This is a genomic window from Nocardioides koreensis (genome assembly GCF_039531775.1).
Classification (GTDB): Bacteria; Actinomycetota; Actinomycetes; order Propionibacteriales; family Nocardioidaceae; genus Nocardioides; species Nocardioides koreensis.
On record NZ_BAAAQR010000013.1, the window covers coordinates 67,656 to 87,051 of the forward strand.

Consider the following 19,396-nt stretch of genomic DNA (forward strand, 5'->3'; position numbering starts at 1 on the left):
GTACGCCGGTGCGCGCGGCAGAGTCCAACCGAGAGCGGGACCGGCGAGCGAGACTGCCGGGGCAGGTGGGGCAGGGCCGGGCCACGGCCGCCGGCGGTCAGCTCTCGCCGACCGGACGCGAGGCCCGCGAGAGGGCCACGAGAACGAGTGCCGCAAGGCCCGCCAGCCCTCCCCCGGCCACGTTGCGCACGATGTCCGAGGTCTGGCAGGTGCCTGCCCCCGTGACGCTCTGCACGGCCTCGACCAGCAAGCTCGCGAGCAAGGTCAGGGCCAGGACGGGCAGGAGCCTGCGGCACGCGAGCACCGCGAAGAAGCAAGCGGGAGCGAAGAGCAGGAAGTTCAGCCTCGCCTCGGGTGACGTCAGGGACAGTCCGGGCTGCAGCAGGCAGCCCCGGCCCCAGCGCAGCAGCATCCCGTCCTGGTAGCGCCCGAGAGTCACGGCGAGGACCAGTGCGGTCCCGAGCCCGGCCAGGCCGGCTGACGCCGTCCGCCACCAGGAGCAGCCTGCCCGGCGAGCGGCGACTGCGACCAGCGGGACCAGCACGAGCGAGCTGAACCCCAGGGTCATCAGGACCTGCCGCTGCCCGAGCAGGATCCGCGTGATGACCTCCATGTCCCCCACGGAGCGAACCCTAGGGCCTTGCTGCAGGTCAGGCGGCCTTGCTGGCGCAGTGTTCCCACCACAGGCGGGCCAGGCTGCGTTGGAGGGGGTCGGGGCTGGTGAACCCCTCGGCGTCGAAGTCGCTGATCGGGTGGGTGCCGCGGGGGTCGACGACACGCCAGAGCCCGTGCGGGGTGCGCCACAGCCAGGCGTCGACGCCGATCTGGAGGACCCGGTAGCCGAGGTGGGTCTTGGCCCGGTGTGTGGTGCGGCCCAGGGGCGCGGCATTGTGGTCGCCGGTCTGCTTCGGCGGGCCGGTGGGGTCGTAGGGGGTGGGGTGGTCCAGGTCGATGCGTTGGCTGTTCCCGGTGACCCGGGTGGCGTGCGGGGCGGCCTCGGCGGGCATCCGCAACCTCGTGCGGTGCCGGACCGCCTGGGGGAACTCGTAGCCGTCCACGGCGTGCCGATCGGCCAGGTCGACCACCGGCGTGACGGTGACCCGGGTGTGCGCCACCAGACCCACCACCTGTTCGAGCAGGTGCGGACCGATCCCCTCCACGCGGGCGACGCCGGGGGTGCCGTCCAGCACCTCCTGGTGCAGGTGCACGAACAGCTGCACACTCGGGGCCAGCGTGGTCAGGTCGGCGGCCCGGAACAGGTCCAGCGCCTCCTGCGACAGCGCCGTGGAGCGGGACTCCGCGAGCGGATCGACCCGCTCGGCATCGGGGTCGGGCTCGGGCTCGGGGTCCGCGTCGGTGTCGTCCTCGGACGCCTCGGATTCTGCGGCGTCGGCCCCGGCGGCGTCGGCCCCGGCCTCGGGCTCCGCGGCATCGGTCTCGTCCGCCGCCTGGGTGTCCTGCTCGGCGGTGTGGGCGGCCTCCAACAGCAGGTGGAGGAGCTGGGCGGGGCGTGCCAGCCACCCGAACGCGAGCGCGCGGAGCTCGTCGCGGGTGAGGTCGTCCCCGGGGTCTTCGGGGCGCAGGTCGGGGCGGGTGGCGAGGATGTCGGCGACCCGGTCCACGGTGGCGTCGATCCAGACCGCGTCCCCGGCGGCGACCCGGGCGATCACGGTGCGCAGCCCGTGCTCATCGGTCCGCGACAGCCCCACGTACCGGCGCCGCCGCTCCGCGGCGAGCTTCTCGGCGTGCCCGGCGACGTCGGCCTCGATGATCGCGGCCTCCGCGATCGCCAGCACCCGCCCCGCGGACAGCCGGCCGAGGACCGCGGCGACCGCGACGTCGACCAGCCCCACCAGCCCCAGCGGCAGGTCGCGGGTCTTGGCGGCGACCTTGCGGGCCACGAACGCGTCCCCGGCCAGCGCCTCCAGCCGGGCCCAGGTCAACGGCAGCCGGTGCTGCAGGTCCAGCACGTCGGCCACCAGGGCCCGGGCGGCCTGGGCGTGCACCTGCCGGGCGATGCCCAGCTCGTGGAAGCACAGCTCCCGCACCTTCGGGGTGCCCTCCCCGCCCACGCTGATCAGCCGGTCCGCGCCCGGCCGGCCCCGCACGAACCCCGGGTCCTCCCGCGGGTCGCTGCCGTGCAGCGCGGCCCAGTGCGCCGCGACCCGCAGGTCCTCCAGCTCCACCTCGCGGCGCCGGACCACCAGCCGCTCGGCCAACGCCAACGTCTCCACGGCGTCCGCCGGCAGCGCGTCGGGGTCGGTGGCCGGGTCCATACCTGATTGTATCGAACGTGTGTTCGAGTCGACAAGAGTCAATTCACCGATGTGGAAAGGCGCATCTGACTGGGTGCCCGGAGCGGGTGAGCCTCGCGGAGCGACAGGCGGCATCCCGCGCAGCAGGCCCACGATCTGGAAAGCCCAGGTCTACGGCGTGCCACCTCGATCCCGTGACCTCCCCGTGACCTTCGCCTCTCCCCCGCCCGACGGGGCCTTCCTAGCGTGAAGGTCCCATGACCCCGCGGAGGTGGACAGGATGAAGTCCCTCTACATGACGACCTACAGGTACCGCGAGCACTTGGACGCAGACGACCTGCGCGCCCTGACCAAGCAGTTCCTCGAAGTGGGAACCTCGCCCGGCGTCATCGCCCACTACACCTCGCTGGACGGCAGTGGTGGCTTCGTCGTGCAGGAGGCGGATGCCGACCCGGCGGAGAGCTTCAAGGTCACCATCCAGTACGGCCCGTGGATCGAGTTCGAGACGACGCCGATCACGACCATCGAGGATGCGTTCCCCGTCATCCAGAGCGTCTACGGCTGACGCCCGGCTCAGGGGGTCGCGTCGAGATCCCCCGACCGGGCGATCGCCCGCAGCAACCGGTCGGCCTCCTGCGCGACCGGGTTGTCGGCGCGCCGGGGCGCGAGGTCCAGGAGCGCCCACAGGTCCGCCGCCCGGGCCAGGGCCAGCGCCTCGGCGGCGGTGCCGCCGCGCCGTGCGACGTACGCCTCGAGCACCGCCTGGGCGAACACGTCGTCACGCTCGAAGCGGAGCAGGTTGCCCAGGTCGGTGAAGGGGTGGCCGGCGTGCGCGTACTCCCAGTCCAGCAGCCCAGCCACCGCCAGCGTGTCTGGGTCGACGAGCAGGTTCTTGGGGTTGAAGTCGCTGTGGACCAAGCAGTACCGCCCGACCGTGTCCAGCAGGGCCTGGGCGTCGACGGCCACCTCGCGGAGCCCGGCGAGCTCCTCGGGCGTCCACCAGCCCAGCGACGGCTCCACGAGCTGCACCATCGCCGGCAGCCCGTCGAGCGGCTCCCCGTCCGCGGTGAAGCTGCCCACGGTGAGGTCACCGTCGACGAAGGGACCGGCCTTCAGCTGCGGCATGCCGCCCAGGTCGGCCAGCAGGTCGCCCAGGCGCGCGCCCAGCTCGGCGCGGCGACGGTCGTCCAGCCGAGGCAGCAGCAGGTCGGCGCGCTCCCCCGGGAGGTACGACGTCACCAGCAGCGCGGGCAGGCCAGCCGACGGGTCGGCCCGGCGCACCTCGAGCACCTCGGGGACCAGGACCAGCCCCCGGACCAGCCGCAGCAGCGCGGCGTCCACCTCGTGCGCGGCCGCGCCGCGGTGACAGGGACGCGCATAGATGCGGACCACGCTCCGCTCACCGGCGACGTCCGCGACGAAGGTCTCCCCGGACCAGCCACCGCCCAGCGGTTCGAGCGATGCCAGGTCGAGGGAGGGCTCCATGCCGCGATCGTGGCACACCCGGTGTACGCCTCAGTCCACCGTCCTGAGCTTCCAGGCCAGGCCCCCGGGGTTGCTCGTCGGCTGGTAGCCACCCAGGTTCGTCACGGCGAACGTCAGGACGTGCTCGCCCGGGGACAGGGTCAGGTCGGTGGAGGTCGGCGACGTGAAGCCCCCCGAGAGCACTTGCCGGCCGTCGACGCTCGCGGTCATCACGTCGTCACCGAGGGCCGTCAGCCTGAGCAGGTGACCGGCCTGCGCCTCCGAGAGTGTCACCGTGCGAGTGAAGGTCACGGTGCCCTCGCCGTTGCGGGGGAACTGGTGCGCCCAGATCCAGGGGGCGTCGTCGACGACGGCCCATCCCCCGCTGACGCAGCGCAGCGCGACGTCCAGGGCGGAGCAGCCGCTGTGCCCGTAGGAGAGCTCGGCCAGCCCGGTCGCACCCGTCTGGTCCGTCCAGGCGTCTCCGGGGTTCGAGGAGGCGATCACCGTGCTCGAGGTCGACACCGGCGTGATGACGATGTCGTCCAACGCCGCTCCACCGCAGGAGCCCGTCTGGTCGGACTGGAAGGCGATCGTGGTGCGGTCCCCCGTGGCCACGAAGGCGGTCACCGCGGAGGTCCAGCCCATCGACTGCGTGGTCCTGCCGGTGGTGTCGAACGTACGGCGGTCCACGACGGCACCGTCGACCTCGACGTGGAACTTCTTGAGCCGGTCGGAGGTCTCGGGGTTGCCGGCGTAGGAGTAGGCGATGCGGTAGCGCTGACCCGGCTCCACGGCCATCGTCTGCGCGATGCGACCCGGAGAGCAGCTGTTCAGGTCGAGGGACTGGCTTCCCGCGGCGGGCTGCCAGTAGCTGCTGTGCACGAGGTCGACCGACCCGCTCACCACCGTCCAGGCGCCCATGGTCGCGCCGACGCCGAGACTGACGAACCGCGAGCCGATGGCGGGGTCCTCGAAGCTGCCGTTGCCGACGCCGCCGGCGCCCGTGCCGGACTGCATGACCAGCGCGCCGGCGGCCATGTCCTCGTCACCGCTGAGCGCCACGTCCAGCGCGCAGGAGTCCAGCGCGGCCTGCCCGACGACACCGGACGCCTCGCAGGAGGCGAAGGCGGCGTCGGCCTGGGCGGTGGGGAGGTCGGAGACCGACACGTGGACGTGCGGGAAGGCCCGATCGACGAACGACTCCGTGCTCTCGCCCTCGGCGTAGTCGAACAGCGACTCACCCGCACGGAGACGCCACGTGTCGGCGAAGTCCGAGTGGATCTTGTCGGCCGTCGAGCCGACGGCGACGACGTCGCCGTCCCTCGTGCTCAGGTCGTCGGACCGGTCGCCGTCGGCGTCGCCGAGCAGCCCGCGCAGGGTGCCGAGCCGGTCGGTGGTGAGGCTCATCCGGATCGTGATGTACGAACCGGGCACGTACGACGCGCTCAGCGACGTGCCGTCGGCCCAGCTGACCACCACCAGGTGACCCGGTTGGTCGTGACGGATGCTGCCCCCACCGGGCAGCGCACGGCCCGCACCGTCCACCGAGACCGGGTCCCCGTCGACGAGCGTCCGGACACCGGTCGGGGTCAGGTAGATGCCGACGCGCGTGCCGTCGACCATCATCGCGGTGGCCGTGTTGACCGCTACCAGCTGGGAGCCGTTCCAGGGCTGCTGACGGACCTGGACCTCGAAGTCGTCAGCCGTCGAACGGGTGAGCACCAGCTCGCCCGCGAGCTGGTCGTCGTAGGACAGCCCGTCGTAGGTCACCAGGTGCGGGTCACCCCAGGAGGTGCCGCACGCGGCGAGGCAGGCCGGCGGCGCCGTGATCGGCCCCGTGCCCGTCCCCGAGACCGGGGGCGGCAGGTCGGTCACGCTCCAGGAGACGTCGCCCTCGGCGACCAGGCCGTCGGCGTCCGCGACCTGGACGTGGAGGGTCCCCGCCCCCGCGGACTCCGGCTCGCCCGTGACGGAGCCGTCCGGGTTGACCGTCAAGCCCGGTACCGAGCCGCTGAGGACCGTCCACGTGTAGGGGCCCTGACCGCCGTCGGCGGACAGGACGCCGGCGTACGGAACTCCCACGACACCGTTCGGCAGCGAGCCCGTCGCCACGAGGAGGACGTTCGGCTGGACCACGAGCGACAGCGTCATCTTGATGACGCGTCCCTCCATGTCGGTGAAGGTCACCCGTACGTCGAAGGCGCCCTCCTGCTGCGGCGTCCCCGACAACGTGCCGCTGCTGCTCAACGACAGACCTGGGGGCAGGGAGCCCTCGTGGCCCCAGTAGCCCGTGCGGTCGTCCTCGGTCTCGAGCGTTGTGGAGTAGTCCTGCCCCTCGGTGCCGTCAGGCAGCCACTCGGTCTTGATGCGGGGGTTGAGCGCGCAGTCGTCCTGCCGGTACAGCTCGATGTCGTCCTCGGCGGTCCACTCCCACTCGAGCTCGAAGATCAGGATGTCGACCCCGGCCGCGACTCCGCCGCCGATCCGGATGCCGGCGGTCACCGGACAGGCCAGCCCGTCGACGTCGGCCTCGTACTTGCCGTAGGCGAGCATGCTGGCCGTCAGGCCGACGAGGCCGTAGATCTTGGTCGTCTCCTTCAGACCCGCGGACGCCTCGAGTGTCACCGAGCCCTGGGCACCCCCGGCCTCGGCGGTGTGGCTGCCGTCGTGCTCCCACACGGGTGAGACGCCGTGGCCCCTGGTGTACTCGAAGCCCACGGCGGCGGTGTCGGTGGACTCGAACGACGTCTCGGCGCCCGCCGTCATCGAGAGCTCGATCTTGAACGGGATCTCCGACGTGTCCGTGATCACGACGGGAATCGGGCCCAGCGGGAAGGTGTAGTAACGCGTCACCTCGCCCATCGAGGCCCCGTACGTGCCGTGGACCTCCCCGGCGACCGTGGTCGTGGTCGTGGTCGTCGTCGCCGTGTGGAACGCGGCGCGCACCCGGTCGACCCCGAACGGACCCTGTTCCCACACGAGCTCCGCGCTGGACTGGAACTTCAGGTCGCTGGCGAGCGAGTAGGTGCCTTGCCCCCACACCCCGGACCCGTCCTCGGGCTTCGGCGTCGAGACGGTGGCCGACGACTTCAGGGAGAAGGTCAGGTCCGGGAACGGCAGCGAGGCGGAGAACCCTTGCGGGCGCTTGGCACGGTCGACCGCGACACCCTCCGCCGGCGCGGCCACCTGCTTCTCGAGCGTCCCCGTCACGTGCTGGGCGCCGACGGTCCGGACGATCGCCTGGTTCAGCGACGCCTGCTCGGTGGCCAGCGCCCAGCCCCCCTCGGGCGTCCGCGCGATGTCGGTCACCCGGCGGAGCAGTCCGTTCGGCGTCCGCTCGGAGTAGCCACCGGCGAGGATGCTCCCGATCCGAACGTCGGTGACGTCTGCCTCCGGGTCCAGCTCGAGCCGACCGGACTCGAGGTCGAAGGACTCCAGGTGCGCGAGGTCCTGGTCGGTGAGGATCACCGTCTCGTCAGCGAGCTCCACCGACGACACGTTCACCACCACCACAGGGCTCACGCCGACACCCACGGCTCCGAGCGCCGCCTTGACCACCCGGAGCCGCTGGTCCCCGAGGTCCTCGAGGACCGCCGACAGCGAGTAGCGCGAGTGGGCGTCGAGCGAGGTGGTCGCGATGGTGCGCCACTCCCCCTCGCTGCGCTGCTGCAGCCGCACGGGCCGGTACGGCGCGGCCGGGCGGACCACGCCGGTGACCGTCAGCGTCCCGCCGGTGACGAGGTACTCGTGGTCGGCGACCGCGGTGACCGTGTAGCTCGGCGGACCCGCAGCGGCGGCGGCCGGGCCGTGCACCCCGGCCATCAGCAGCATCAGACCGAGCGAGGCGACGAGCAGACGCAACAGACGCATGTGTTCCCCCGAACGAACGGCGACTCAGACGCCGCATCGTGACAACTCCGGAGGCCGGAGGCCCCGGTAATCGGCAAATTCACGCGTCCGGAGGGGGTGGTGGCGTACACCAGTGCCCTCCCGGTGGTCCCGTAGTCTCCCGACGTGGAGAACGAGCAGCCGTCCGGCCACCCGCCGGTCCGCGTCGAGCGCCGCCCGGTCGACGAGGCCGAGTCCCGACGGGCCAACGGACCCGACTGGGACCGCTACGCCGACGAGTACCAGTCCACGCACGGGGCCTTCCTCGGCGACGTGGGCTTCGTGTGGGGCCCCGAGGGCCTGACCGAGGCCGCGGCCCGCGTCCTCGGCGACGTCACGGACCGCGACGTCCTCGAGGTGGGCTCGGGGGCGGGGCAGTGCTCGCGCTGGGTCCGCGCCCAGGGCGGCCGCGGCTACGGGCTCGACCTGTCCTTCCGGCAGCTGCAGCACTCACGCCGGATCGACCTGGAGAGCGGGATGCCCGTGCCCTCGGTCCTCGGCACCGCGACCCACCTGCCGTTCGCCGACGCGAGCTTCGACGTGGTCTTCTCGTCCTTCGGGGCGCTGCAGTTCGTGAGCGACATCGAGCTCGCCGTGGTCGAGACCGCGCGGGTGCTGCGGCCCGGCGGCCGGTTCGCCTTCTCGATCACGCACCCGACGCGCTGGATGTTCCCCGACGACCCGGGCGAGGCCGGCCTCGTCGCGAGCCAGTCCTACTGGGACCGCACGCCGTACGTCGAGGTCGACGACGCGACCGGCGTGGTGTCGTACGTCGAGCACCACCGCACCCTGGGCGACTGGGTCACCCTGCTGGCGGACGCGGGCTTCGCGCTCACCCGGCTGCTCGAGCCCGAGTGGCCCGAAGGCCACGACCGGGTGTGGGGCGGCTGGTCGGGCACCCGGGGCAGGTACACCCCGGGCACCGCGATCTTCGTGGCCGACCTGCGTTAGCGGGAAGCGGTCCCCGCGGGCGTCGGCCGCTCGGTGTCCTCCACAGGAACCTCGCCCGGGCCGCTGTTCCGGCGGCGCACGAACAGCAGGGCCAGCCCCACCAGGAGGACCGGGATGCCCACGGCGTACCCGACGACCGGGAGGATGTTCAGCACCAGGTTGATCTGGTCCCACTTGGTGTTGGCCTCGTCGACCTTCGCCTGCTGGGTGTCGTCGGTGAACTCGAGCTGGAGGTCGAGGATCTTCTGCCCGTCCTCGAGGTAGCGCTGCTGGTTCTCCGTCGTGTTGAGGATGGCGCCGGTGCGGGGATCGATGGAGATCTCCTTGACGTCGTCGTAGACGCCCTGCACGCCGTCGAGGACCTCGGCGGGCTCGTCCTTGATGTCGACCCGGTAGACGTAGGCCTCGAGGCCCTTGACCTCGGTGGTCCGCTCGTAGACCGCGTCCACCGAGCGGCCGAGGGTGCCGTCCCAGTAGGGGTACGTCGTCTTCTGCGCGTCGAAGGGCCACTTGTTGTTGAGGCCGGTGTGCTCGACCGTCTGGTCGGGGACGTACTTCTCGTCGTTGAGCGACAACGCCGTGTGGCGGTCGGCGGCGAAGACATCCACCTCGTGGGTCAGGAGGTTCGGGTCCTTGTCGCTGACACAGACCCGGTCCTGGCCGGTGTCGATCACCACGCAGGTGTTCTGCACGAAGACGGCGACCTCGCCGTCGGACTTGTTGCTGTCGGTCTGGTTGATCTGCAACGCGTAGACCGGGTCGCTCTCGAGCTTGCCGGTCTCGGGGTTGAGGTGATCGGCCTGGCCGTCGAGATACGTCGTGTTGTTGACGTCGATCGGGGTGCGCTTGACGTTGTCCGGCGCCCAGACCTGCGCCACGATCGCCGCCACCACCAAGAAGGCGCCCAGTGCCACCAGCACCGAGCCCAACCACTTGCGCTTCACGTTTTTCCTCCCCAGGAGCCCCTCCCTCCCCGGGAGGTGAATCGCTGAACGGTAGCAGGACGGACGGGGCGGATGTGGCGACCGCCACGATCCTTCGCCCAGATCGGGGGTGCCCGTGTGAGATAGTCCGGCCCGTGCTCGCCCGACTTCGACGGTACCTCCGCGGGACCACCACGGAGCGTCGGATCATGGCGGTGGGGCTCGCGCTGGTGGCCGCGCAGCTCGCCTACCGCGGCTGGGCGCTCGCGGGCTCCTGGTTCTACTTCGACGACCTGGCCTTCATGTCCCGGGCGATGAACCAGCCCTTCGGCGTCGGCTACCTCACCGAGTCGTACGGCGGCCACCTGATGCCGGCCGGTTTCGCCGTCACCTGGGCGATGACGAGGTGGGCCGTCTTCGACTGGACCCCGTGGGCGGTCGTGCTGCTGGCGATGCAGGCCGTGGCGGGCGTCGGCATGCTGCGCCTGCTGATCTCGCTCTTCGGCAGCCGGCGCCTGGTGCTGGTGCTGCTGGCGGGCTACCTGGTCTACGTGTTCACGCTGCCGGCCGGCCTGTGGTGGGCCGCCGGGATCAACCAGCTGCCGCTCCAGATCGCCCTGGTCTTCGGGCTGGCCTCCCATGTGGCCTACCTGCGCACCGGCCGGCTTCGGCACCTCGTCGCCACACTCTGCTGGACCGTCGGTGGGCTCCTCTTCTACGAGAAGACGCTGCTGCTCTTCGGGGTGTACGCCCTGGTCGCCCTCTGCTACTTCACCGAGGGCGACACGACCACGCGGCTGAAGGTCCTGTGGGCCCGGTACCGCCCCGGGGTGGTCGCGCACACGGCCGTGGCCGCGGCGTACCTCTCCCTGTATGTCGAGTACGGCCTGAACTTCTCCCCCGGCGACGGCAGCAACCAGCCGTGGACCCCGATCGCCTGGGACCTGATCGCCGTCGCCCTGCTGCCGGCGCTGATCGGCGGGCCGCTGACCTGGCAGCCGCTCACGGTCGGCTCGTTCGCAGACCCCACGCAGCTCACCCAGCTCGTGTCGTGGGCGGTGGTGGCTGCCGTCGTCTACTACGCCCACCGCACCCGCACGATCAGCAAGCGGGCCTGGGCGCCGCTCGGCTTCACGCTGCTGGCCAACATCGCGCTGCTCGCCTCGGCCCGCGCCAACATCGTCGGCCCCGACATCGCCCGCGAGTACCGGTACCAGACCGAGTCCGGCGCGCTCTTCGTGCTCTGCGCCGGGCTCGCCTTCCTGCCGCTGCTCGGCGCGCGCGAGGCGAACACCGAGCGGATCGGCGTCCCCCGCACCTACGAACGGCGCAGCGTGGTCCTCCTGGCGACCCTCGCCGTCGCCGTCGCGGCTCTCACGTCCAGCACCCGCTACGTGGACCTGTGGCAGTCGCGGAACCCGACCGAGGCCTACATCGACGAGGTGCGGAACAGCCTGGCCGAGGCCGAGCACAAGCCGGTCCCGCTCGTCGACACCGGGATCCCGCAGACGCTGCTGTGGGCCTTCCGCTACCCCGAGAACACCTACAGCCACGTGCTCCGGCCGTTCGCTGACCAGACGACCTACCCGCGGTCGGCGATCGACCGGCTGTACATGTTCGACGACCGGGGTCGGCTCTCCCCCGTGGTCATCCCGCCCACGCGGAGGATGGTGCCGAACGTCGGGTGCGGCTACCCGCTCGAGGGGAAACGGACCACGATCCCCCTCGACGGACCGGTCATCGGCGGCGGATGGTGGATCCAGATCGGGTATGCCAGCCCGCGTCCGGTGTCGTTGCGGGTCGAGGCGGGTGAGGATGTACACGACCTCGACCTGCCCAAGGGCCTGCACAACGCGTTCGTGAAGGCGTCCGGTGAGTTCAAGGAGGTGACCGTGAGCAGGTACCCCCGCGGAAGCCATCTCTGCGTGGTCGACCTGACGCTCGGCGTCCCCGTACCGGCGGTCACCGGGTCATGACCGGCACGCACGTGCGGACCGGCCGGACGACGTCCGCCGGGACCGCCCCGGCGCACGACCGGTCGATCCCCCACTGGGACACCTGGCGCCACGACCGGGTGATCTGGGCCGCGGCCGCGATGATCGTGGCGCAGCTCGCCTTCCGGGCCTGGCTCACCTACGGGACGTGGTTCTTCGGCGACGACTTCAACTTCGTGTCGCGGATGGTGAACGAGGGGCCGGGTGCGGCCCTGCGGCAGTACGCCGGCCACGTGATGCCGGCGGGCATGTACCTCTCCTGGCTCGCCGACGTGATCGCACCGTTCGACTTCCGGGTCAACGCCACCATGCTGCTGGGCATGCAGGGCCTCGCCGACATCGGCCTCCTGGTCCTGCTGGTGCGACTCTTCGGCTCACGGCCGGGGATCCTGCCGCCCCTGGCGATCTACCTGTTCTCGGTGATCTCGGTCCCGGTGGCCATCTGGTGGGCCGCCGGGGTCAACCAGCTCCCGATGCAGGTGGCGCTGTTCTGGGGCCTCGCCAGCCACGTCACCTACCTGCGGACCGGCCGCTTCCGCTCGGCCGTCGCCGCCGCAGCATGGGTGGTCGCCGGGCTGGCGTTCTTCGAGAAGACCCTGCTCGTCCTCGGGGCCTTCGCGATCGTCGGGATCGCCTGGTTCGCCTCCGGCTCCCTCGCTCACCGGCTGCGCACGCTGCTCAGGGAGCGCCGGGCGGGTGTGCTCCTCTACGTCGGCGTCGGGCTCGCCTACCTGGCGGTCTACATCCCCGTCGGCCTCACGTTCAGCCCGGGGCGGGCCGGGAACGACGCGCTGCCCCAGGTGGTGTCGAACGTGGTGCTGCACGGCTACCTGCCCGGTGTCCTCGGTGGTCCGCTCCAGTGGGACCACGTCGACCAGTGGTCGCTGCCCGCGCCCGGACCCCTGGGGCTGCTGCTCGCCGTCACGGCGTTCGTCCTGGTGGTGCGCGAACTGGCCCGAAGTCGTCGCCGGGCGCTGCGGGCCCTGTGGCTGCCGGGCTTCTTCCTGGCCTGTGACATCGCGCTCGTCTCGGCCGGGCGGGCGTCCTTCGTCGGGGCGCTGATCAGCCTCGACTACCGCTACCAGGGCGAGCTGGCCGCAGTCACGGCCGTGGCCCTGGCCTGCGCGACCATGCCGATCCTCGGGGCCACCGAGCCCGTCGAGACCACGAGGCCGAGCCCCTTGCTCGATCGCCCGCAGCGCGTCAGCGCGCTCGTCGCGCTGATCAGCCTTCTCGGCGTCGTGTCGTCGCTGCAGTACGTCCACCACTGGGACACCACGACCCAGGCCCGCCCCTACTTCCGGACCCTGTTCGCGTCCCTCGACGAGCAGGAACAACCCGTGCCGGTCGTCGACACGATCGTGCCGACGAGCGTGATGCTGGGCTGGTCCTACCCCGACAACCTGCTGAGCCACCTGTTGCAGCACTACCCCGACCGGATCGCCTACCCGGACGCGGCGACCGACCACCTGAACATGGTCGACCACCGCGGGAACGTCGTACCCGCGGTCGTTCCCGACACCCGGCGCGGGCGCCCCGGCCCGAAGCCGGGCTGCGGCTACCGCGTGCGGTCGCGACCGGTCACGATCCCGCTCGACGGCCCGGTGGTGTTCGGCGGCTGGTGGGTGCGGATCGGCTACATCGCGAGCGGCGGCAGCCCGGTCACGGTGACGGCGGGCGACGCGTCGTACGACACCACCGTCGAGCCGGGGGTGCACGCGCTCTACGTGCGCGGAGGCGGCAGGTTCGACCGGGTGCACCTCTCGGGTCTCGCGGAGGGTGTGTCATTGTGCACCGACGACGTGACCGTCGGCCGCCCAGTTCCCAGGACGGAGTTCTCGCCGTGAGCTTCCAGGACCGGTCCTTCCCGACGCTCAACGCGGTCCGCGCCGCCGGCGCGATCATGGTCGTGCTCACGCACGCCGCCTTCAACACCGGGCAGATCAACCACGGCTGGACCGGGGCCGTGCTCTCCCGCCTCGACTTCGGCGTGACGCTCTTCTTCGTGCTGTCGGGGTTCCTGCTGAGCCGGCCGTACTTCCTCACCCGCGAGCTGGGCCGGGACTGGCCCTCGACCCGGCACTTCTACTGGAAGCGTGCGCTGCGGATCCTGCCGATCTACTGGGTCGTGGTCGTGGTGGCCCTGCTGATCGACCCGGAGAACGACGACGCCACCTGGCAGGACTGGCTCAGCCACCTCACCCTGACCCAGCTCTACCGGCACGACCTGCTGGCAAGCTCGCTGACCCAGATGTGGAGCCTCTGCACGGAGGTCGCGTTCTACCTCCTGCTGCCGGTGCTGTGCCACCTGCTGCTGCGCGGCGCCATGCGCGACGGCCGCCCGCACCTGCCCGCGATCTACCGCCGGGCCGCGGTGCTGAGCGTGCTCGGGATCGGCTGGCAGGCCGTGGTCGCCCAGGTCCCCGGGCACGAGGGCCACTACGCCCAGTGGCTGCCGGGCTACCTGCCCTGGTTCCTCGTCGGCGTGTGCTACGCCGCTCTCTCGGCCAGCCTGGCGACGCGACCGCGGGAGCACCCGATCGAGCGGCTGGCCCGGGACCTCCCCGGCTGCTGGATCCTCGCCACCGCCGTCTTCGCCATCGCCTGCACCCCGATCGCCGGACCGCGGCTGCTGCTCACGCCCACGGGCTGGGAGGCCGCACTGAAGGTGGTGCTCTACACGGTCGCCGGCGCCTTCTACCTGCTGCCGCTCGTGTTCGGCCCGGAGCGCGAGGGTCGGGCCCGTGCCCAGCTCAGCGGGCCGATCCCGCTCTGGCTGGGGGACATCTCCTACGGGGTGTTCGCCCTGCACATGATCTTCCTGAACCTGGTCTTCCGGGTCCTGGACATCGACATCTTCACCGGGCACTTCATCACCGTCGCACTCGGGACGCTGCTGCTGACCGTCCCGGTGGCCACGCTGTCCTTCTACTGGTTCGAGCGCCCGATCATGCGGGCGAAGAACGTCCGGTTCTTCGCGCGCATGGACGCGGGTGCCCGGCCGGTCGGCGCCACCGTGGAGTGACCCGGCCGGGCCCGGGGCACCTCGACGTCGTGCTCGCGGTCGGCCCGGTGCCGCGGCAGGCGACGCAGCGCCGCGAGCCCTGCCACCGCGCAGCAGACCGCCGCCAGGCTCCAGCCCTGGCTCCAGGTCACCGCCCAGGAACGGTCGGTGATCGGTCCCCAGGCCAGGGCGAGGGTCCCCACCAGGACCGACAGCCCTGCCAGCACCGGCCAGCCCTGGAAGCGCCGCAGCCCGGCGCCGAGCCCGATCGCGACCAGGACCCCGGCCAGCCCCCACCAGCCACACAGCAGGCCACCGGCGACGACCGCCACCGAGGCGTCCAGCAGGCCGGGTCGCCCGGTGCGCAGGGCGGGCGCCCGGTCGGGCTCGTGCCCCCGGCGCTGCCGCCGCCACGACCACGCGACGGCGAGGACGCACAGCGCGGCCAGGACCGCCCCGGCGACCAGCAGCCAGGTGAAGGTGCCCGCCGGTGCGAACGTGAGCGTGACCTGGCCGGCTGCGCCGGCGGGCAGTCGCCAGCCCTGCTTCCAGCCGTCGACGCGTTGCGCCGGCAGCTCCTCGCCCTGCCAGGTCGCCGTCCAGCCGTCGTTGAAGTTCTGCGGCAGGGTCAGCAACGTGTCGCTCGACCGGGACGGCACGGTGACCGACGTCGGCGTACCCCGCCCGTTCCTCGTCACCGGCACCGTGCGCGTGAGCCCGGTGGCCCCGGTCTCGCTGCGGCGCAGCAGCAGCGAGTCGACGCGGAACAGCGGCGACGGCGCGGCCAGCACGTCGACGGTGGAGCCGTCCAGGTCGACCTCTCCGTCGCCGCACGCGCGGAACGGCACGCTCTCACCACGCACCAGCGCCTTCGACGAGGCGCGCAGCTTGGTCCGGACCAGCCGGTCGCCGACCCGGACCACGGGTCCCGAACCACAGCCGAACGACCGGGACCGGAGGGCGTCGGGGTTGAGGGACCGGCCGTCGACCCGGAGGGCGCTGATCCCGGCCGGGGCCTCCACGAACTGCCGCCCCACCACGGAGAACGCCGGGTCGGTCGCCAGGACCCGCACCGTGAACCGGTCGGTACGCCAGCCGGGCAGCTCGGCCCTGCCCTCCTCGTCGAGGTCGAACGCCCGGGTCCGTCCCCCGGCGGAGACCTGGAGCCGGGTTGGCATCGACGCCGGGGCGCGGCGGTTGACCCGCACCGTCAGCGAGTCGAGCGTCTGGGGCCGCGGCAGCCGCACCTCCAGCCTCGGTCGCGACCCGGTGCCGACCCAGGTGCTGGCGTGGTCACCGTCCACCGCGGCGATCGGCCCCTCCGCGACGTCGGCGACGCGGCCCGTCGACGTCGCCGTCACCCGGGACCGCAGCAGCGCGCGACCGGCGGTGGTGGTGCGGCGCAGCGAGGCCGTGCCCGACAACTCGTACCCACCGGCGTACGCCGGGGTGAGGCGGCGCGCGAGCGTGTCCCCGTCCTCGCCGGGCGAGACCAGCGCGACGTCACAGGGCAGGGCGTGCCGCACCATCACGCAGGCGGCCCGGTCCGGGTCCCGCGCCAGGGCGATGGCGTCCAGCGGCTGCCGGTCGTCGGGCAGGGGCAGCTGGAGGTAGCGCTGCGTCACCAGGCCGGGCAGCCGCACCTCGGCGAGCCCGAAGGACCCGGGGAGCCGCAGGTCGCGACCGGCCGCGGTGACGCGCAGCTCCGAGGCATCAGGGAACCCGAGCTGGTAGGTCCGGGACTCGCCGGGCTCGGGGGCGTCGACGACCCGCGAGTCCGCTCCGGACCGCAGGGCCAGCTCCGGGACCCGCGCCGAGTCCCGCGAGAGCGTGATCGTGACCTCCCCGAGGTCCTGCGGCTGCGTGAAGGACATCTGCCACCACTGGCCGGTCGGGTCGAGCTGCCGTGCCGAGCGCCAGGCGGTCGCGGGGTCCCGGTCGAGAGCCGCCCCGGGGTGCGCCCCGATCTGGAGCGGGGGCAACGCGTCCGCGAACGCCTCGGAGCTGCTGGCCTGGACCCCGCTCACGGCACCGGTCCAGATGGCGGTGGTCTGCCAGCGTTCGGGGTCGGAGAGATAGCGGTGGTCGTGCTCGGGTCCGTGCAGCCGCCACGGGTCGGTCGCCGTCATGGTGCTCGAGCGGTTCCAGCGCACCGCGGCGAAGTTGGTCTCCCGACGACGGGCCCCGTCGGTGAGCACCTGGCCGGGCTCGTCGCCCTGCGCGTCCTCGGCCAGCACGCGCTGCTCCGGGCCGCTCAGCCCGGGCCGCAGCCCGGCCGCCGGGTCCCCGACGAGCACCTCCGGTGCGGAGGTGAGCCGCGCGGAGGCGGGCGGCGCGACGTCGTACACGTCGATCGAGCCGGTGCGGCCGGCGATGCCGGTGCCGCTGACCAGCCGGGTGCCGGTGCCGTCCTCGGAGCTGTAGCTGAACGGGCGGGAGCCGACCCGGGGGCCGAACGACCGCGCCAGCGAGATCCCCCGCGACCGGATGAGCACGCTGCGCAGGTAGGCCGGGTCGGGGGTCCCGGTCTGGAACCGGGCGAGGTCGTTGCGGACGACCAGGCGGCTGACGCCGTTGGCTGCGAGGTACGACGCCAGGGTGTCGCTCGGGTGCCCCGACTCGACGACCCGGGTGACCGCGTCGAGGAAGACGACGTTGCCCGGGGGTGCCAGCGGGATCACGTTGCGAACCGCCCACGGGCTGTCGGCCAGGCCCTGCATCACGTCGTCGTGGACGTTGCCCCAGTCGTAGACGCCGAAGGCCGAGGCCGGGAGCTCGAGCGCGACCGACCCGTCGTCGTCCTCCTCGGCGAGGTAGGCCGCCGCGGCGGACCAGTAGCCGGGCACGGCCGTGACACCGGCGCGCGGCGCGATCTCGTCCTGCGCCCACGGCAGCGCCAGCGCGACCAGCGCGAGGACGGTCGCGACCTGGACCGTGCGCAGTGCCGGACGGGCACCCGTGCCACGCAGCATCCGGGGGATCACCCGGAGGGCGTGCGCCATCCCGAGGACCAGCGGGATGCGCAGCACGACGTCGAACTTGTGCAGGTTGCGGAACGGTGCGAGGGCGCCGTCGAGGAGGCCGGTGCGGTCCTCGGCCCACCAGCCGGCCAGGTCTCCGGAGTAGCCGAACCCGACCAGGGTGACGCCGGCCAGCAGGCCCAGGGTCAGGAAGCGCTGGTGCGGGTTGCCGCGCAGCACGATGCCGACCAGCCCCAGCGCGACGATGCCGGCGGCGTCGAGCAGCAGGAACGGCGTGGTGACCAGGTGCTGCCCGGCGGGGTAGTCGATGCCCGCGAAGTAGGCGACCCAGTCCGACGTGCCGAGCAGGCTGCGGGCCAGCCCGGTGGGGATCGTGGTGATGGTGGCGTTCTCGATGTAGTCGAGGAACGGCGGGCTGTAGCGCCCCAGCACCAGCAGCGGCCCGAGCCACCAGGCGGTCGCCAGCCCGGTGAACAGCACCCACCAGCCCAGCAGCGGCCACTTCCGCGGGCCCGCGGCCCGGGTGAGGATCCAGATCAGGCCGAGCGGGAGCACCGCGGCCACGGCGACCGCGTTCACTCCCCCGCAGGTCGCCACGGCGAGCGCGCTGAGCGCGGCCGCCCGGCGGACCGACCCGCGCTCGCTGGCGGTGACCAGCGGCAGCAGCACCCAGGGCGCCAGCGCCATCGGCCACACCTCGACCGAGACCCCGCCCAGCAGGGTCGTGATCCGGGGGGTGAGCACGTAGGCGAAGCCGGCCAGCACCTGGGTCGTGGGCGAGCCGAGGTCCAGGCGCTGGGCCAGCCGGACGATACCGACGAAGGCGACGACCAGCAGCAGGCTCCACCACAGCCGCTGGATCACCCACGGTGGCAGGTGCACCAGCTCGCCCAGCCAGAAGAAGGGCCCCATCGGCCACGCGTAGCCGTAGGCCTGGTTCTGCAGCTGGCCGAACGCGGCCGTGGGGTCCCACAGGTGCAGGCCACCGGTCAGGAACCTGCCCGGGTTCGTGACCAGGTCGAACTTCGTGTCGGCCACCGTCCTGCCCGCCGACTGCGCGAAGCAGAACGCCGTGAGGATGGCGGCGTACCCCCACATGCGCAGGCGCGACGTGGCCAGCGCCCGCGCCGGCCGCTCCCTGACCTGGCTCACGCCTTGCGCACCACGAGGACGAGGTTCCACGTCGCGACCTCACGCAGGCCCGGCAGGCGCAGGACACCGCGCGCCCAGCGTGGGTGGTAGCGCGGCAGCACGTCGACGACCTCACCGGCCGTCTGCCGCTCCGCCCAGTCCAGGCCGGCCCGCACGGTCACCGGGAACAGCGACTCGCCGTACCGGTTCTTGGGCTCGTGCCCGTGCCGCGCGGCGTACCGCCGCCGGGCCCGCTGCCCCCCGAGGTAGTGCCAGGGCGCGGTCTCGTGGCCACCCCAGGGGCCGTACCAGACGGTGTAGGAGATGAACGCGATCCCGCCGGGCCGGGTGACCCGCAGCATCTCGTCGGCCATCCGCCACGGGTCGGGCACGTGCTCGAGCACGTTGGAGGAGTAGCAGAGGTCCACGCTGCCGTCGCGGAACGGGAGGTTCATGCCGTCGCCGATGACGGTGCCGGGCTCGATCCGGCCGGCGCCCGACAGCTCGCCCACGTCGGCGTCCAGCGCCCAGTAGTCCGCCCCGGCGGCGCGGAAGGCGGCGCGGAAGTAGCCGGGCCCGCCGCCGACGTCGAGGACGGTCCTGCCGGACAGGTCGAGGTAGGTCGACAGCTGCCCCACCGAGTCCTCGGCGATGGCCGAGTAGAAGCGGTTCGGGTCGGTCTGCTCGTGGCGGAACTCCCCCAGCAGCCGCACGGATCGGCGCAGGTCAGGCGTCCAGGCTGCCGTGGACGAGGTGGACCCGGTCTGCATGGCGCAGACCCTATCCCGGGCCCGCGATAGCC

Annotated in this window: 12 protein-coding genes; 5 read left to right on the forward strand and 7 right to left on the reverse strand. The window is 72.5% G+C overall.

The features are described from left to right. Positions 1-97: 97 nt before the first annotated feature. Together ABD268_RS18530 and ABD268_RS18535 are read right to left on the reverse strand one after the other, a co-directional pair. The gene (locus ABD268_RS18530) at positions 98-613 is read right to left on the reverse strand and encodes a VanZ family protein (protein WP_344156040.1); all 516 of its coding nucleotides are present in this window, start codon (positions 611-613) and stop codon (positions 98-100) included. Positions 614-650: 37 nt separating this feature from the next. Beyond that, the gene (locus tag ABD268_RS18535; protein ID WP_344155799.1) at positions 651-2,276 is read right to left on the reverse strand and encodes a hypothetical protein; all 1,626 of its coding nucleotides are present in this window, start codon (positions 2,274-2,276) and stop codon (positions 651-653) included. A gap of 259 nt (positions 2,277-2,535) precedes the next feature. Here ABD268_RS18535 and ABD268_RS18540 point away from each other — a divergent pair, with 259 nt between their 5' ends. Then, positions 2,536-2,820 carry a DUF3303 domain-containing protein gene (locus ABD268_RS18540; protein ID WP_344155802.1) on the forward strand — a complete coding sequence of 95 codons (285 nt, stop codon included), beginning with the start codon at positions 2,536-2,538 and terminating at the stop codon, positions 2,818-2,820. 8 nt (positions 2,821-2,828) lie between these two features. Here ABD268_RS18540 and ABD268_RS18545 read toward each other — a convergent pair whose 3' ends face one another. Together ABD268_RS18545 and ABD268_RS18550 are read right to left on the reverse strand one after the other, a co-directional pair. Continuing rightward, a complete protein-coding gene (locus tag ABD268_RS18545; protein ID WP_344155805.1) occupies positions 2,829-3,740 on the reverse strand; it encodes a phosphotransferase family protein in 912 nt (303 codons plus the stop codon). Between the two features lie 30 nt (positions 3,741-3,770). Further along, a complete protein-coding gene (locus ABD268_RS18550) occupies positions 3,771-7,592 on the reverse strand; it encodes a choice-of-anchor C family protein (protein WP_344155807.1) in 3,822 nt (1,273 codons plus the stop codon). A gap of 144 nt (positions 7,593-7,736) precedes the next feature. Between ABD268_RS18550 and ABD268_RS18555 the strand changes: the two genes are divergently transcribed. Next, positions 7,737-8,561: a class I SAM-dependent methyltransferase gene (locus ABD268_RS18555; RefSeq protein WP_344155810.1), complete on the forward strand. Its 825-nt coding sequence runs from the start codon at positions 7,737-7,739 to the stop codon at positions 8,559-8,561. On the opposite strand, the gene pgfA is transcribed toward ABD268_RS18555, so the two are convergent. Beyond that, on the reverse strand, positions 8,558-9,505 hold the full coding sequence (pgfA, locus tag ABD268_RS18560; RefSeq protein ID WP_344155813.1) for a cell envelope lipid trafficking protein PgfA: 948 nt from the start codon (positions 9,503-9,505) through the stop codon (positions 8,558-8,560). The genes ABD268_RS18555 and pgfA overlap by 4 nt on opposite strands. Before the next feature lie 188 nt (positions 9,506-9,693). On the opposite strand from pgfA, the gene ABD268_RS18565 reads away from it, so the two are divergent. The 3 genes from ABD268_RS18565 to ABD268_RS18575 are packed head-to-tail and all read left to right on the forward strand — an operon-like array spanning position 9,694 to position 14,503. Continuing rightward, positions 9,694-11,460: a hypothetical protein gene (locus tag ABD268_RS18565; protein ID WP_344155815.1), complete on the forward strand. Its 1,767-nt coding sequence runs from the start codon at positions 9,694-9,696 to the stop codon at positions 11,458-11,460. After that, positions 11,457-13,325: a hypothetical protein gene (locus ABD268_RS18570; RefSeq protein ID WP_344155817.1), complete on the forward strand. Its 1,869-nt coding sequence runs from the start codon at positions 11,457-11,459 to the stop codon at positions 13,323-13,325. Before ABD268_RS18565 ends, ABD268_RS18570 begins: the two co-directional genes overlap by 4 nt. Further along, positions 13,322-14,503, forward strand: a complete 1,182-nt coding sequence (locus tag ABD268_RS18575; RefSeq protein WP_344155820.1) for an acyltransferase family protein — start codon at positions 13,322-13,324, stop codon at positions 14,501-14,503. Before ABD268_RS18570 ends, ABD268_RS18575 begins: the two co-directional genes overlap by 4 nt. Here ABD268_RS18575 and ABD268_RS18580 read toward each other — a convergent pair. Both ABD268_RS18580 and ABD268_RS18585 read right to left on the reverse strand, forming a co-directional pair. Further along, a complete protein-coding gene (locus ABD268_RS18580; RefSeq protein WP_344155822.1) occupies positions 14,407-18,615 on the reverse strand; it encodes an alpha-(1->3)-arabinofuranosyltransferase domain-containing protein in 4,209 nt (1,402 codons plus the stop codon). The two genes, ABD268_RS18575 and ABD268_RS18580, sit on opposite strands and share 97 nt — an antisense overlap. Next, positions 18,612-19,364: a class I SAM-dependent methyltransferase gene (locus tag ABD268_RS18585; RefSeq protein ID WP_344155825.1), complete on the reverse strand. Its 753-nt coding sequence runs from the start codon at positions 19,362-19,364 to the stop codon at positions 18,612-18,614. The genes ABD268_RS18580 and ABD268_RS18585 overlap by 4 nt, the downstream gene beginning before the upstream one ends. Positions 19,365-19,396 lie beyond the last annotated feature (32 nt).